Genomic DNA, 14685 nt, shown 5'->3' with positions numbered 1-14685 from the left:
CCCGTATGCCCGCCGCGGAGAGCGGGCCCGTTCGTCCGCCGCGGAGGGTCCGCCCGTACGACCTGTCGTCAAGGCCAGCCCTACGCGCACCGCGAGGGCTCGTCCGTACACCTGCCGCGGAGCCCACCCGTACAGCCCGTACAGCCGGTGCGGACGAGCACACCGCCTCGGCCCCCGGCCCCGCTCACCGCTCGCTCAGCGTTGGCCGCCCGGGACCCAGAGCACGTCGCCGGTCTCCTTGTTCGCCGTGCGGGCCAGGATGAACAGCAGGTCGGAGAGGCGGTTGAGGTAGGTCGCGGTGAGGACGTTCATGGTGCCGCCGTCCTCGACCGAGCGGTGCTCGGCGAGCGCGGCCCAGGTGGAGCGCTCCGCGCGGCGCACCACCGTGCACGCCTGGTGCAGCAGGGCCGCGCCCGGGGTGCCGCCCGGCAGGATGAAGCTCCGCAACTTGTCCAGGTCGGCCAGGAAGGTGTCGCAGTCGGCCTCCAAGCGGTCGATGTAGGACTGCTCGACCCGCAGCGGCGGGTGCTCGGGGTTCTCCACCACCGGGGTGCACAGATCGGCCCCCACGTCGAAGAGGTCGTTCTGCACCCGGACGAGCACGCCGACCACCTCGTCGGGGAGCGAGCCGAGCGCGATGGCCACGCCGATGGCGGCGTTGGCCTCGTTCGCGTCGGCGTACGCCGCAATGCGGACGTCGGTCTTGGCGGTGCGGCTCATGTCGCCGAGCGCGGTCGTGCCCTTGTCGCCGGTGCGGGTGTAGATGCGCGTCAGATTGACCATGGGGTGAGCGTAACCATCCGGTCAGGAGCCGGCCGAGGTGAACACCCGGGTGCCGATGCCCATGGTCAGCGCCGCGAACCCGAGCCCCACCAGCGTTCCGTACAGCATCTGCGGACTGGCGTAGTCACCGACGAACGCGGCCCGTACGGCGTCCACCAGGTAGCGGAACGGCATCACGTGCGAGAGCGCGTCGAGCCAGCCGGGGGCCAGCGACATGGGCAGCATCAGCCCCGACAGCAGCATGGCCGGCATGGTCAGCGAGTTGACCGTGGGCCCGAACTCCTGGGGCGTGTTGACCTTGACGGCCAGCGCGTACGACAGCGAGGCCAGCGACACGGTGAGCACGGCGACGAAGGCCAGGCCGATCAGCACTCCGACCACCGGCGCGCGCAACCCCATCGCGAGCGCTGCGCCGATCAGCAGCACGGCCTGGAAGACGAACAGCGCCGCGTCCCGCAACACCCGCCCCAGCAGCAGCGCCAGCCGGCTGACCGGCGTCACCCGCATCCGCTCCACCACCCCCGACTGCTTGTCGATGAGCACCGCGAAGCCGGTGTACGAGGCGCCGAAGAGCCCGAGTTGCAGCAGCAGCCCCGGCACCAGGACCTGCCAGGAGTCGCCGCGCGAACCGAGCGGCAGATCGGTGAGCAGCGGCCCGAAGAAGAGCAGGTACAGCAGGGGCATCAGGATGCCGAAGAGCATCTGGAAGCGGGACCTGAGGGTCTGCCGCGCGTACCTCCCGAAGATCAGCGCGGTGTCGGAGACCAGGGTGGACAGGGCGGCGGATGGCGCGGCGGCGGACGCTGCGGCGGACATGCGGGCTGCTCCTCGGGGATGCGTGCGGTGTGTGCGGGACGTGCGGGGCGGGGCACACGGGGGCGGTGCGTACGGGAGATGTCGTACGGGGCTGTTGCTGCGGATCGGCGCGCGGCGCGGGTCAGACGGTGGCGGGGGCCGGTTCGTCCGGGGTGATGCCGCGTCCGGTGATGGCCAGGAAGGCGTCCTGGAGCGGGGCGTCGGGCGAGCCCGCGTGGCGCTGCTTGAGCTCGCGCGGGGTGCCGTCGGCCACCACCACGCCGCCGTCCACGACCACCAGGCGGTCGGCGAGCGCGTCGGCCTCGTCCAGGTAGTGCGTGGTGAGGACGACCGTGGTGCCCAGGTCGGCGCGGACCCGGCGGACCAGCTCCCACAGGTCCGTACGGCTGCCCGGATCGAGGCCGGTCGTCGGCTCGTCGAGGAAGAGCACGACGGGCCGGTGGGTGAGGCCCATCGCGATGTCGAGCCGCCGCCGCTGGCCGCCGGAGAGGGTGCGCACCGGCCGGTCGAGCAGCTCCACGAGACCGAGGTCGGTCGCCAACTCGGCCGCCCGGGAGGCGGCTTCGGCCTTCGACAGTCGGTAGAGGCGGCCCTGGGTGACCAGCTCTTCGCGCACCGTCAGATGGGGGGCGACGCCGCCGGACTGGGCCACGTACCCGCTGTTGCGCCGCACTCCGGCCGGGTCGTTGAGCAGGTCGCAGCCGGCGACGGTGGCGGCGCCGCCGGTGGGGCGCAGCAGCGTGGTGAGCATCCGCAGCGTGGTGGTCTTGCCGGCGCCGTTGGGGCCGAGGAAGCCGACGATCTCGCCGGGCGCGACGGTCAGGTCGATGCCGCGCACCGCCTCCACCGCGCCGTGCTTGGTGGTGAACGTACGGGCCAGGCCGGCCGTACTGATGATTGCCATGGCCCCAGAAAAACAGAGACTCTTAATTTTTGCAATGACTCCAAAATTGGTGGATGCCCAGCCGTGCGTACGATGGCGGCATGGCAGAAGGGCTCAGGGAGCGGAAGAAGCGGCAGACGCGGCAGCACATCTCGGACGTGGCCACCGGGCTCTTCCTGGAGCGCGGCTTCGACGCGGTGACGATCGCGGAGATCGCCGGTGCGGCCGACGTCTCCGTCAACACCGTCTACAACTACTTCCCGGCCAAGGAGGACCTGTTCTTCGACCGCAGCGCCGGCGTCGTGGACCGGCTGCCGCGGTACGTGCGCGGTCGCGCGGCGGGCGAGTCGGCGATGCGCGGCGTGCTGCGCCAGTTCAGGGCCGAGGTGGAGGCCGTCTCGCCCGTCGTCGGCCTGTTCGCCGGGTACGCCGCCTTCATGCGCGTCATCCAGGACGCGCACACCCTCAAGGCCCGCCTGTGGTACCTCCAGCAGGAGGTGAACGAGGCGGTGGTGGCCGCACTGCGCGAGGAGTGCGGGGCCGGCCCGGGCGACCTGCTGCCGCTGCTGGTCGGCGGTCAGATCGCCTGGGTGCAGAGCACCCTGATGGCCTTCATCGGCCGCGAGATGATGGCCGGGCGCGAGGCCGCCGAAGTCTCCCGCGAAGCACTGGTCCTGCTCGACGAGATGGAGGACCTGCTCGGCGAGACCGTCCTCAACTACGCGGTGCGGCCCGCCGGGTGACGGCGGTACGGCGCGCCACGGCCCGCCGCCGGTGTGAGGTCCGTCATGTGAGACGTGACGCGCATCTCTTCCGCTGCCCCCGGGGCCCTGGCGCCCGCTAAGGTCCGCCTCACAGCCGAAAATCCAGTGAAGGGTGGGGGCGCCGCGGCCCCCGGCAGGTAAGGGAGACGCAGTGGCCAAGAAGCTCGCCGTCATCGGGGCCGGACTCATGGGTTCCGGCATCGCTCAGGTCTCGGCCCAGGCGGGCTGGGAGGTCGTGCTGCGCGATGTGACGGACGCCGCCCTGAAGCGGGGCAAGGACGGCATCGAGGCGTCGTATGCGAAGTTCGTCTCCAAGGGCAAGCTGGAGGCCGACGCCGCCGAGCAGGCGCTGGCCCGCATCACCACCACCACCGACCTCGACGCCGCCGCCGACGCGGACATCGTGGTGGAGGCGGTCTTCGAGAAGATCGAGGTCAAGCGGGAGATCTTCGCCACCCTCGACGGCCTGGTCAAGGACGAGACGATCCTCGCGTCCAACACCTCCGCCATCCCGATCACCAAGATCGCGGCGGCCACCTCCCGGCCGGAGCGCGTGGTCGGCACGCACTTCTTCTCGCCGGTGCCGCTGATGGCGCTGTGTGAACTCGTCCGCGGCTACAAGACCAGCGACGAAACCCTCGCCGCCGCCCGCGCGTTCGCCGAGGGCATCGGCAAGACCTGTGTGGTCGTCAACCGCGACGTGGCCGGCTTCGTCACCACCCGGCTGATCTCGGCCCTGGTGGTCGAGGCGGCCAAGCTGTACGAGTCCGGCGTGGCCAGCGCCGAGGACATCGACACCGCCTGCAAGCTCGGCTTCGGCCATGCGATGGGGCCGCTGGCCACCGCCGACCTGACCGGCGTCGACATCCTGCTGCACGCCACCGAGAACATCTACACCGAGTCCCAGGACGAGAAGTTCGCCCCGCCGGAGGTCATGCGCCGCATGGTCGACGCGGGCGACTTCGGCCGCAAGACCGGCCACGGCTTCTACTCGCACGGCTAAGCCCTCGCGGCCACCAGGACCCGGGCGGCCGGGGGGGGGGGGGGCGCCCCCCCCCCACGGCAGCACAGCTAGGCACGACGACAGGGGCCCGATGAGCGCGGGCCGCCCTCCGGGGCGGCGGCGCTCCAGGGCCCCTGTCGCGTTGGCTGCTCAGCTTCGGCATGGGTCCGGACGTGGCCTCGGCCAAGCTCACGGCCGAGGACGGGGCGGGCGTGCCGATGCACGAGACCTTCACGGTGCTGCGCGCGGGAGACGGCTGGCACGTGATCGCCTTCGCCGACCGCCCGGCGCCCCCGGGCAAGCAACCCGCCTCAACCAGCCACCTCTGAGCCACCCCAGCAACCGCCGCCCAGCCACCCACACCCACACAAGGGTCGGGCCCCCGGGAATGCAGGCGGGGGCCCGACCCTCCCCACCATGCGGCACCCACCCGCCACCCGCGACCGGGACGCGGCGAATGGGGCACTGACGCCCGTACACCGGGGGAACGGGCGGGGGCGCGGGCAGGTCAGGGCCCACCACCCCCCGAAGCGACAAGAACACCGTGTCCCCTGCGCACCCTGCGGCAGCAGCCACCCCCTGTGGCGGCTGTGACGCCTACGGCCCGGCCGCGCGCAAACGTACGCCCATCAGAGCGCCCGGCGTACGCCCCCGTCTAAGCCACTACGGACGACTGCGCCTCCGCCCTACGCGCTACGCCAGCGGTACGTCTAGTTCCTCTCGCCACTGGCGTATGCCGATGACTTGGGCGGGTGGGGTGTGCGGGGCGGGCGGGCCGTCAGGAGTGGTGCGGGGCGTGCCTCGGGGCGCTGGTGGGGGACGTACCTGTGAGGGTGACAGGTGGGCCGGGGGAGCGACATGCCGTCCGCGTACCGATCACACTGGGGTCATGACCACCGTGACCACCGTGACGGGGGCGGCCGAGAGGGAATCCGTCGCCGTCAGCGAACTCTCCCGCGACCCGGAGGGCGTCGTCGCCCGGGTCGCCACCCTGGGGCGGCTCCGCATCACCGATCCGGGCGCGCCCGATCTGGTGCTGGCCACGGCCGCGCACGAGGCGTACGACGTGGAGGGCCTGACCGTTGTCGCGCGGCTCTCGCTGGCCCTGATGCGGCAGGATGGCGCAGCGGCGGCGCTGCTGCCCGCGCTCGTGGAGGTGTACCCGTGGGCGCGTCACCTCGGGGTCGACGAGGGGAGCGCGTTCGCCGGCGAGCTGCTGGCGGCGCTGGCCGAGGTCACCGACCCCGGCGCGGGCGACGCCGTACGGCGCGTGATCACCTCATGGCGCGCCACGGCCGCTACCAACGTCGCCCCGGAGCCACCCACCGACCCACCCCGGCCGCCGAACGGGGCCTGACCCCCAGGGCCGTGGCCGCACGATGCCCCCACTCCGACCGGTGCCCCGACCAACCCTGCCGCCCCGCCCCTCACCCCACCAACCCCTTGAGCCGGGTCACCGCCTCCTCAAGTACCGGGCGGACGAGGACGAGGGCTCGGTAGTGGGAAGGAGTCCGCCGTATCCTGGCTGCACACGGGAAGGAGCCGTCCATGAGCGCCGAGGCGATGGTGCACACCGAGTTCCCCGCGGGTTACACGGTCCTCTTCGGGGCCGATGGAAAGGTGATCATGACCCCGCAGAGCGAAGAGCACTCCAGCACCATCCGATCGATGCAGATCGATTCCGCTCTCGCTCTCGGCCGTCATGCGAAGGTCACGTCCGACGTCTACATCGACTTCCCCGCCGACGAGAACTCCGCCCCTGACCTGGCGATCCTCCGCGAGGACGCCCGCCGCGACGGCAAGCGCTACAGCTTCGCCGACGTCCTGCTCATCTCCGAGGTGGTCTCGACCTCCTCGGCACGCAAGGACTACGACGACTGCACCGCGAAGTACGGCCGTTACGGCATCCCGATCTACCTGGTGGTGGACCCCTACGCGCAGGAAGTGGTCCTTCACACCCAACCGACCGGCGACGGATACATCGCCGCACACACCCACAAGTACGGCACCGGCAAGCTCCCCATCTCCCTGGCGGACGGCCGGACCTTCACCCTCGACCTCGACGAGCTCCCGCGCCCTGAGCTCGATGGGGGCGTTCGCTGACCGGATGTTCCGGCGCGGCCTGGGGCAGGGCCGGGGGCCGTGGCGCTGAGGGTCGGCGGAACCACCCGCGGCCGTAGCCGTCGGAGGCCGGGGCCGGGGCGCGAGCACTGCGCCGTACGCGGTGGCGCACGGCGCAGGTGCGGTCAGGACGCGAGGCGGCCGAGTCGGCTCACGGCCTCGGCGAGGACGTCCTTCTGCTTGCAGAACGCGAAGCGTACGAACGGTGCGCCCTGGTCGCGGTGGTCGTAGAAGACCGCGTTGGGGATGGCGACCACGCCGCAGCGTTCGGGGAGGCTGCGGCAGAAGGCGAAGCCGTCGCCGTCCGCGCCGGCCCCGGGGCCGAGGGGGCGGATGTCGGTGGTGATGAAGTACGTGCCGGCGGGGCGGTAGACGCCGAAGCCGGCCGCGGTCAGGCCGTCCGCGAGGAGGTCCCGCTTGGCGGCCAGGTCGTCGCGGAGTGCGGTGAAGTACGCGTCGGGCAGGGCGAGCGCCTCGGCGACCGCGTACTGGAACGGGCCGGAGGCCACGAACGTCAGGTACTGCTTGGCCGAGCGGACCGCCGCGAGGAGTTCGGGCGCCCCGGTGACCCAGCCGACCTTCCAGCCGGTGAACGAGAACGTCTTGCCGGCCGAGCTGATGCTCACCGTCCGCTCCCGCATGCCGGGGAACGACGCCAGCGGCAGGTGCTCGCCGTCGAAGACCAGGTGTTCGTACACCTCGTCCGTGACGACGTACAGGTCGCGCTCGCAGGCGAGTTGGGCGACCGCGGCCAACTCCTCGCGGGTCAGCACCGTGCCGGTGGGGTTGTGCGGGGTGTTGAGCAGGATGAGGCGGGTGTCGTCGGTGACCGCGTCCCGCAGTTCGTCCAGGTCGAGGCGGTAGCGGCCGGCCTCGGTGTCCGGGCGCAGGGTGACCGGGACCCGGGTGCCGCCGGCCATCGCGATGCCGGCCGCGTACGAGTCGTAGTACGGCTCAAGCGCGATGACCTCGTCGCCCGGCTCCAGCAGCGCGAGCAGCGACGCGGCCAGCGCCTCGGTGGCGCCCGCGGTGATCAGGACCTCGGTGTCGGGGTCGTACTCCAGGCCGTACCTGCGCTGTTGGTGTGCGCTGACGGCGGTGCGCAGTTCGGGCACGCCGGGGCCCGGGGGGTACTGGTTGCCCCGGCCGTCGCGCAGCGCACGCACGGCCGCCTCCCTGACCTCGTCGGGGCCATCGGTGTCGGGGAAGCCCTGCCCGAGGTTGATGGCGCCGGTGCGCGCGGCGAGGGCGGACATCTCGGCGAAGATCGTCGTACCGAATTCGGCGAGACGGCGGTTGAGCGGCGGTCGCTTCATACGGCACATCCTGCGCCGAACCTCTGGATTTGCTCAACTCTGCTTTGGCCAGGAAAGGCCCCGGGCATCAGCACAGACACGAGGAGACTTCCGTCCGGCTGCATCCCAGCGGCAGACCTTCGTGCGTACGACAGTGCTTTGCGGGCGTGTTCCGCGGGCCGCGATACACGGGGGTGTTCCGCGGTCGCGTTACGCGGACTCCGTATCGCGGACTTCGTAACACCGCACGGCGCACGCACCATCGGGCGGATTTTCCTGACGACCTCTCCAGCAATAAGTACACAGGTATCGATAAAGAGCGAAAGTCCGGAATCTACGGGGCAACGGGGGCAACGGGGACACGGGGGCTGAGAGCAACGGGGGACAACGGGGGGACAACGGGGGACGGGGGCGGTGGGGAGCGGAGTGACGGGGGCCGCGGGGGTGTCGGCCCGTCGCACGCTGGACCCCACGGGGGGGGGGGGGCCGCCCCCCCCCCCCGGGGGGGGGCCGCGCCGGGGGGGGCGGGGGGGGGGGGGGGGGGGGGGGGGGGGGGGGGGGGGGGGGGGGGCCCGGGCCCCGCGCCCCCCCCCCGGGCCCCCCCCCCCCGCCCCCCGGGGGGGCCCGCCACATCGGCCGGTTCCGGCGCTACGGCGGTCGGCGGCGTCCCGGCTCCCGGTGTCTTGGCATCGCGCCATCCCGGCAGCTCAGCGGCTCTGCGGCGCTGCGCCTCAGGGGTTGAGCGACTCCGCGGCTCAGTGGCACTGCGGCCCCGCGGCCCGGCCGCTCGGCGGCTCGTACGCCCCAGCGGCTCCGCGGCTCGCATGCTTGACAACGGTGACGGCGCCCTGACGGGGCCGTTCTCGCTTCGGTGGCCACGCCGGCCACCACGGGGGACGAAAGGACAGTACGGACATGGGTGTTGTGGTGTGTTTGGTGATCATCCTGGTGGTGAGCGTCGTCGTGGGCGCGGCCCGCAGGCCGGGCGGCGGCCCGGCGGACCGGGCCAAGTGGCTCGGCGGGGGCTCGGCGGAGGAGCAGGCTCGCCGGCGCGACGGCGGGTGGGGATCGGGCGGCACCGGCGGCAACGGCGGCAGTGGCGCCTCCTGCGGCGGGGCCGGCTACTCGTGCAGTTCCGGTTCCTCATGCAGTTCCGGATCGTCCTGCGGCGGCGGCAGGGGCGGCGGCGGGGGCGGGGGCGGCGGGGGCGGTGGCGGGGGCGGTGGCTGAAGACCGGTAATGGGGCGGGGTCGTACCGTTTTGCATATGCGCCCGGCGGGCTACGGCAGGCCGGGCGCTCAAGCGTTGAACAATTGATCTGAGGGGCGCTCGGGGGGATGGAAACCTAGCGAAGATGGGTAAAAAGGCTGTGCCGCCCCGCATTTCATGATTCCGTGTCTCTCGGACCCTATGGACCCCACGGACCCCACGTGGTCAGCAGCCGGCGCATAGTGACCCCATGGTCCTCCTGTGGAATGGGGTCGCCCTTTGAGGGGTAAGGGCCGGCCCACCTTCCATTGCGTGCTTGCGGAGCCGACCCATGCTCACGACCCTCAAGACTGCCTATACCGATACCCGCGCCGCCGACCTCGCCTGGTGCCTAGGGCGCGAGCCGCAGCCCGCGCTCGCCGTGCTCGACCTGAGACTTGGCGAAGCCGCCCTCCAGTTACGGCTGCTCGGCGCCTCGCACCAGGTCCTCCTCGACGGGCGCGACGGAAACTGTTCGGAGACGGTGGCATGTATGCCCGGTAGCAGCACTCCCCTCCCGCTGGGTGTCTCCAAGCTCGTCGACGGCCGGGAGTACGAGTTCGCGGCGCGCATCGAGACCCTTTCCCGCGGGTCCTTCGCCGGCCGGGCGCAGGAGTTGCTCGCGCTGGTCGCCGACCATCCGCACGGCCTCGCGGGCACCTTCCCCGGCAGCCCGCACGCGTTCACCGCCATGCTGGCCCAGCGGCGCGAAGGGCAGGTCGGCTGGCGCACCTGGCACGCCTACCCGCAGGAAGGATGTCTGGTCACCACGCGGACGCGACTCGGCGCGCGGGTGGTGGCGGCGCTGTAGCCGCGCGCGGGCGTTCATGGTTGCCCGGATGAGGCGCGGTTGAACCTCAACTCGCCCGGGAATGCGATGCATTCCCCCCGTGTGAGTGACCAATGGCGAGACAGGGGTAACGTAACGTTCACCCCATGATCGACCCGCCGGTACCTCTTGTGTCCGTCGCCGAGGAGCAACCGACGGAGCCGGCGGGAGCGCCGCGGGTCCCGGTCTCGATCGGTCGCTTCGCCATCCTCGCCACCGTCTTCATATGCGCGGCCTGCGGCCTGGTGTACGAGCTCGAACTCGTCGCCCTCGCCTCGTACTTGATCGGCGACTCGGTGACACAGGCGTCCATCGTGCTGTCCTTGATGGTGTTCGCGATGGGCACCGGGTCGCTGCTGGCCAAGCGGCTGCGGCGGCGCGCGGCGCTGGCCTTCGGGGTCGTCGAGTCGCTGCTCGCGCTGGTCGGCGGGGTCTCCGCGATGGCGCTGTACGCGTGCTTCGCCTGGGGCGCCAGCACCCGACTCGCCCTGGTGGGCTTCTCGTTGGCGATCGGTGTGCTGATCGGGGCCGAGGTGCCGCTGCTGATGGTGTTGATCCAGCGGGTGCGCCGGCAGGACGCGGGGGGCGCGGTGGCCGACCTGTTCGCCGCCGACTACGTGGGCGCGCTCGTCGGCGGCCTGGCCTTCCCCTTCCTGCTGCTGCCGCGGCTCGGTCAGCTCATGGGGGCGCTGCTCACCGGGGTGGTCAACGCGCTGGTCGGCGGGGCGTTGGTGCTGTGGCTGTTCCGGCAGGACCTGACAGCGCGCGGGCGCTGCGTACTGATCGCCGCGAACGGGCTCGTCCTGCTGATGCTGGCCAGCGGCGCGGCGCTGACCAGCACGTTCGAACGGGCGGCGCGGCGGGCGGTGTACGGGCCCGATGTGCGGGTGGCGCTCCACACCGATGTGCAGGAGGTCGTCATCACCGGTGGGGTGCCGGCCGGGCCGAGCCCTGGGCCGGCGCTGGGCCCGCACCTCGCGCCGGGGGTTGCCGCCGGCGCGGGTGGCCCGCACGGCGCGCCGGGGAGCCCTCCGGAGCAGGGTCGGACGCCGCTCGCGCTCTACCTCAACGGCAAGCTGCGGGTCAGCGAGCGGGACGAGTTCCGCTACCACGAGGCCCTGGTCCATCCGGCGATGGCCGGCCCGCACGACCGGGTGCTGATCCTCGGCGGCGGCGACGGCCTGGCGCTGCGCGAGGTGCTGCGCTATCCGGGGGTGCGGGCCGTCACCGTGGTCGAACTCGACGGCGACATGGTCGAGTTGGCCCGTACGGACCCGGGGCTCAGCCTGCTCAACCGGAACGCGTACCGCGATCCTCGGGTGCGGGTGGTGACCGCCGACGCCTTCAGTTGGCTGCGCGGGCACGCCCGGCCGAGCGGGCCGAGCGTCGCCGGCCGGCCGGGCGGCGGCTATGACGTGGTCCTCAGCGACCTGCCCGACCCCGGTCTCACGGCGAGCACGAAGCTGTACTCGCAGGAGTTCTACGGTCTGGTGCAGCGGGTGTTGCGGCCCGGTGCGCGGCTGGCCGTGCACGCGGGCACGGTGGGCGCGCGCCCCCGGGAGTACTGGACGGTGGAGGCGACCGTGCGGTCGGTGGGGCTGCGCACCGCGCCGTACCGGATGCCGGGGCGGCTCGGGCGGTGTGGAGCCGGGCCCGACCGGGTGCCGTCCGGCGCCGCACCGGACGGCGACTGGGGCTTCGTCCTTGCCGCCCGCGACCGCCCTGACCTGCGGCTACCGCCGCACCGCCCGGCCCTGCGCTCGCTCACCCCCGAGGCGCTGCGCGCCGCGGCCCGGGCGGCGGAGCGCGCCCGCCGCACTGACGCACCGGTCTCCACGCTGACGCATCCGCGGTACGGGTGAGGGGGCGGGAGGCCGTGCGCAGGGGAGTGCCGGGGTGGCTGGGGTCGCGTGGGGTGGGGCGGGGTTGCGTGGGGTTGGTCGGCTGGGTGGGTGGCGGTTGGGTGGTTCGTCCGGTGGGGTGGGGTGGGGTGGGTGTTGGGTTGGTCGGGTGGGTGGGGTGAGCGGGTGGGTTGTGCGGGGTGGGTACGGGATGGATGGGTGTGGGGGCGTGTGGGTGAGGCGGGGGTGTGGGGACGCGGGTGGGCGAGGTGGTCGGGCGGGGTGGATTTTGTTGGAGCCATGTCACGTACGGTGGTGGTTGGCGGGGCGGCGTGACGGTGTGTCGTCGGCGGGGCGGGACCGGGCCGCGGCGCGTGGCGAATGTGTGCCGGGCGATGTCTGATCTCGTACGAGATGAGTACGCTCGGGGCCATGGAGCATGAGGTGTTCGTTCCGGTTCCCGTAGCCGCCGTACGGCGCGCGCTCATCGAGCCCGCGCGCATCGCCCGTTGCCTCCCCGGGTTCCAGCGCGCCGACGAGGCCGCGGCGGGGGAGGGCGCCGGACGGCTCCGGCTGCGCATCGGGGGCTCCTCCATCACCTACCGCGGCGCGCTGCGCATCGTCGAGCGCGACGGCAGCGTCGAGTACGCGGGCGAGGGCACCGAGGCGCGCGGCGGCGCGGGGGTGACGGTGACGCTGGTCGTCACGGTGCAGGCGGCCGATGGCGGTACGACGCTGCACTGTGTCGGCGCGCTGGCGGCTGGTGCGGACGCCGGTCGGCTCGCGGAGTTCGACGCGGAGACGGTGGCCGCGGCTGCCCGTAGGTTGCTCGACCGGTTCGGCGAGGAGTTGGCCACGGAGTGGGCGACCGGGGGCGGGGCTCCTGTGGGTGGGTCTCCCTCGGGCGGGGCCGATGTGGGTGGGACCGCCTCGGGTGAGAAGACCGACCTGGGTGGGACCGATTCGGAGGGGGCGGGGGTGGCTCCCGAGGCGGAGCCGGACCCCGAAGCGCAGCAAGACTTTGAGGTGGAGTCGGGTCCCGAGGCGGCGGCGGCTTCCGGGGCCGAGCCGGGCCCTGAGGCGGAGCCAACTTCCGAAGCACAGCCGGCCCCCAACGCAGAACCGGCTTCCCCCACGGAACCAGCTCCCGAAGCGGGGCCGGCTCCCGAGGCCGAACCCACGTCCAAGGCCGAGTCAGACCCGCATCCGGAGCCAGCCCCCGAGGCAGAACCCGCCCCCGAGGCAGAACCCGGCCCCAAGGCGGAGCCGAGCCCCGAGGCGGAGCCGAACTCCAAGGCGGGGCCAGCCCCCAAGCCCGCCGCAGCCCCGGACCCCGCCCCGGAGCGGGCCTCCCTGTTCGAGACCGAGGTGCCGCCGTCCTCGCTGGAACGGCTCGACTTCCCCGTACCCGATGACGACGCGGCGGACGAGCCGCCGGCCGAGGCGGCGCACGCCCGGCGGACGATGATCGGCCGCAGCGCGGAGGAGGTGGACCACGCCCCGCCGCGCGGCAGGTACGCGCCGGTTCCCGCGCCCGAGACTGCCTCCACGGTGGCCACCCTGCGCTGGGCCGCGCCCGCTGCCGCTGCCGTGCTCGCCTCGGCGGTCGTCGTGGGACGGGTGCTCCGCCGGCGCAAGTAGGCCCCGCCCCGGCAGGGCGTGCCGGAGGTCGGCCCGGGCGCGCCGGGCCCGGTGGCCGCGCCGCGTACGACCGGTGCGCCGCCCGCGTACGCCCGCGGGCCGGGTCGGTCGGCGGTGGACGGCGGCCCGCGCCGCGGCACCACAGGACCGCGGCGGGGCGCGCGTACGGCGAGGGCCCGTACGGCCATGTCGGCACCGGCGGGTGTGTGCAGGGGCGTAGGAGGGGCGGGGGTACGGGCGGCGCGCGGCCGTGGGGCGTGCGGGTCGCGCGTACGGGCGGGTGGAAGCACGGTGGTGGTGGCGGGGCGCGGCCGGGTGTGAGGGCTGGGTGTGGGGTGGGCCGTGGGCCCGCGGCGTCCGGCCGGGCGGTGCGGGCGGTGCGCCGTTAAGGTCGGCGGTGTGAGCACCCAACAGACCACGGACGGCGCCCCGGGGGCGCACGCGGTACGGCTGGTGGCGCCGGGCTGCGCCGAGTTGACGATCCATCCGGACGCCGGTTGTCGGATCAGTTCGCTGATCATCAACGATCTGGAGGTGCTGCGCCCGGGCGACGGGTACGGCGTCTTCCCGATGGCGCCCTGGTGCGGGCGGATCGAGCTGGGCCAGTTCCGTAGCTTCGTCGCGGGGCCCGCGGCCGGCGGCGGCGCGGGGCGGCACCAGATGCCGATCAACGCGGCCCCGCACGCCATCCACGGCACCGTGCGCGACCAGCCGTGGCGCACCGCGGCCGTCGACGAACGGTCCGCCACCTTCTACTGCGACCTCGCCGATCCATGGCCCTACCCCGGCCGGGTCACCCAGTCCTTCGAGCTGTCCGACGACGCGCTGAAGCTGACGATGGGCGTGGAGACGCGCGGCGACTCCTTCCCGGCGCAGGCCGGCTGGCACCCGTGGTTCCTGCGGGAGTTGGGGCCGACGGGGGCGCCGGTGCAGATCGCGTTCGACCCGCAGTGGCAGGAGGAGCGGGGCGCCGACCACCTGCCGACCGGGCGGCGGATCGACCCGCTGCCCGGCCCCTGGGACGACTGCTTCGGGATGCCGGACGGCGTGGACGTCACGCTGACCTGGCCCACCCAGTTGCAGTTGCGGATCACCAGTGGCGCGGAGTGGGTCGTGGTCTACGACGAGCCCGCGGACGCGGTGTGCGTGGAGCCGCAGTCGGGCCCGCCGAACGGCCTCAACACGGTGCCGCGCCTGGTGACGCCCATCGATCCGCTGGAGGTCTCGACGACCTGGAGTTGGCCGCGGGGGTAGCGACGGAGGCGGGGCGGCGCCGGCCCGCCGGCCCGCCCCCGTTCGTCCGGAAGCCCTCCCGCGCGGCCGACCCCCCCCACGCCCCCCCCCCGGCGGGGGGGCCCGGGCCCGGCGGCCCGCCCGCCCGCGCCCCCCCCGCGCCCCCCCCCCCCGCGGGGGCCGCGCGCCCCCGGCTCCGGAGCACCCGCGCGGCCACCCGGAGCGCCC

At 73.4% G+C, this 14685-nt stretch carries 14 protein-coding genes; 10 read left to right on the top strand and 4 right to left on the bottom strand.

Going from position 1 to position 14685, the window contains the following annotated elements:
* Positions 1 to 195 precede the first annotated feature (195 nt).
* The 3 genes from AAHZ94_RS14025 to AAHZ94_RS14015 form a co-directional block, all read right to left on the bottom strand.
* The gene (locus tag AAHZ94_RS14025) at positions 196 to 783 is read right to left on the bottom strand and encodes a cob(I)yrinic acid a,c-diamide adenosyltransferase (RefSeq protein WP_349993195.1); all 588 of its coding nucleotides are present in this window, start codon (positions 781 to 783) and stop codon (positions 196 to 198) included.
* Between the two features lie 21 nt (positions 784 to 804).
* A complete protein-coding gene (locus AAHZ94_RS14020; RefSeq protein WP_349993194.1) occupies positions 805 to 1599 on the bottom strand; it encodes an ABC transporter permease in 795 nt (264 codons plus the stop codon).
* A 121-nt stretch (positions 1600 to 1720) separates the two neighbouring features.
* A complete protein-coding gene (locus AAHZ94_RS14015) occupies positions 1721 to 2503 on the bottom strand; it encodes an ABC transporter ATP-binding protein (RefSeq protein WP_349993193.1) in 783 nt (260 codons plus the stop codon).
* A gap of 80 nt (positions 2504 to 2583) precedes the next feature.
* Between AAHZ94_RS14015 and AAHZ94_RS14010 the strand changes: the two genes are divergently transcribed.
* The 5 genes from AAHZ94_RS14010 (at position 2584) to AAHZ94_RS13990 (ending at position 6352) form a co-directional block, all read left to right on the top strand.
* Positions 2584 to 3225: a TetR/AcrR family transcriptional regulator gene (locus AAHZ94_RS14010; RefSeq protein WP_349993192.1), complete on the top strand. Its 642-nt coding sequence runs from the start codon at positions 2584 to 2586 to the stop codon at positions 3223 to 3225.
* A gap of 172 nt (positions 3226 to 3397) precedes the next feature.
* Positions 3398 to 4249: a 3-hydroxyacyl-CoA dehydrogenase family protein gene (locus AAHZ94_RS14005; RefSeq protein WP_349993191.1), complete on the top strand. Its 852-nt coding sequence runs from the start codon at positions 3398 to 3400 to the stop codon at positions 4247 to 4249.
* 161 nt (positions 4250 to 4410) lie between these two features.
* Positions 4411 to 4578, top strand: coding sequence for a hypothetical protein (locus AAHZ94_RS14000; protein WP_349993190.1), 168 nt, complete (start codon positions 4411 to 4413; stop codon positions 4576 to 4578).
* 560 nt (positions 4579 to 5138) lie between these two features.
* Positions 5139 to 5606, top strand: a complete 468-nt coding sequence (locus AAHZ94_RS13995; protein ID WP_349993189.1) for a prevent-host-death family protein — start codon at positions 5139 to 5141, stop codon at positions 5604 to 5606.
* 191 nt (positions 5607 to 5797) lie between these two features.
* Positions 5798 to 6352 (top strand): Uma2 family endonuclease, encoded by a 555-nt coding sequence (locus tag AAHZ94_RS13990; RefSeq protein ID WP_349993188.1) that lies wholly within the window; start codon positions 5798 to 5800, stop codon positions 6350 to 6352.
* Positions 6353 to 6495: 143 nt separating this feature from the next.
* On the opposite strand, the gene AAHZ94_RS13985 is transcribed toward AAHZ94_RS13990, so the two are convergent.
* A complete protein-coding gene (locus AAHZ94_RS13985) occupies positions 6496 to 7686 on the bottom strand; it encodes a pyridoxal phosphate-dependent aminotransferase (protein WP_349993187.1) in 1191 nt (396 codons plus the stop codon).
* A gap of 405 nt (positions 7687 to 8091) precedes the next feature.
* Between AAHZ94_RS13985 and AAHZ94_RS13980 the strand changes: the two genes are divergently transcribed.
* The 5 genes from AAHZ94_RS13980 (at position 8092) to AAHZ94_RS13960 (ending at position 14478) form a co-directional block, all read left to right on the top strand.
* Positions 8092 to 8517, top strand: coding sequence for a hypothetical protein (locus tag AAHZ94_RS13980; protein WP_349993186.1), 426 nt, complete (start codon positions 8092 to 8094; stop codon positions 8515 to 8517).
* A gap of 688 nt (positions 8518 to 9205) precedes the next feature.
* Positions 9206 to 9724 (top strand): DUF2617 family protein, encoded by a 519-nt coding sequence (locus AAHZ94_RS13975; protein WP_349993185.1) that lies wholly within the window; start codon positions 9206 to 9208, stop codon positions 9722 to 9724.
* 125 nt (positions 9725 to 9849) lie between these two features.
* A complete protein-coding gene (locus AAHZ94_RS13970; RefSeq protein WP_349993184.1) occupies positions 9850 to 11604 on the top strand; it encodes a spermidine synthase in 1755 nt (584 codons plus the stop codon).
* 411 nt (positions 11605 to 12015) lie between these two features.
* Positions 12016 to 13224, top strand: a complete 1209-nt coding sequence (locus tag AAHZ94_RS13965) for an SRPBCC domain-containing protein (protein ID WP_349993183.1) — start codon at positions 12016 to 12018, stop codon at positions 13222 to 13224.
* Between the two features lie 399 nt (positions 13225 to 13623).
* Positions 13624 to 14478 carry an aldose epimerase family protein gene (locus AAHZ94_RS13960; RefSeq protein ID WP_349993182.1) on the top strand — a complete coding sequence of 285 codons (855 nt, stop codon included), beginning with the start codon at positions 13624 to 13626 and terminating at the stop codon, positions 14476 to 14478.
* The last annotated feature ends 207 nt before the right edge of the window (positions 14479 to 14685 follow it).

Source organism: Streptomyces sp. HSW2009, from assembly GCF_040240285.1.
Classification (GTDB): Bacteria; Actinomycetota; Actinomycetes; order Streptomycetales; family Streptomycetaceae; genus Streptomyces.
This window is presented reverse-complemented; position numbering and strand designations above follow the sequence as displayed.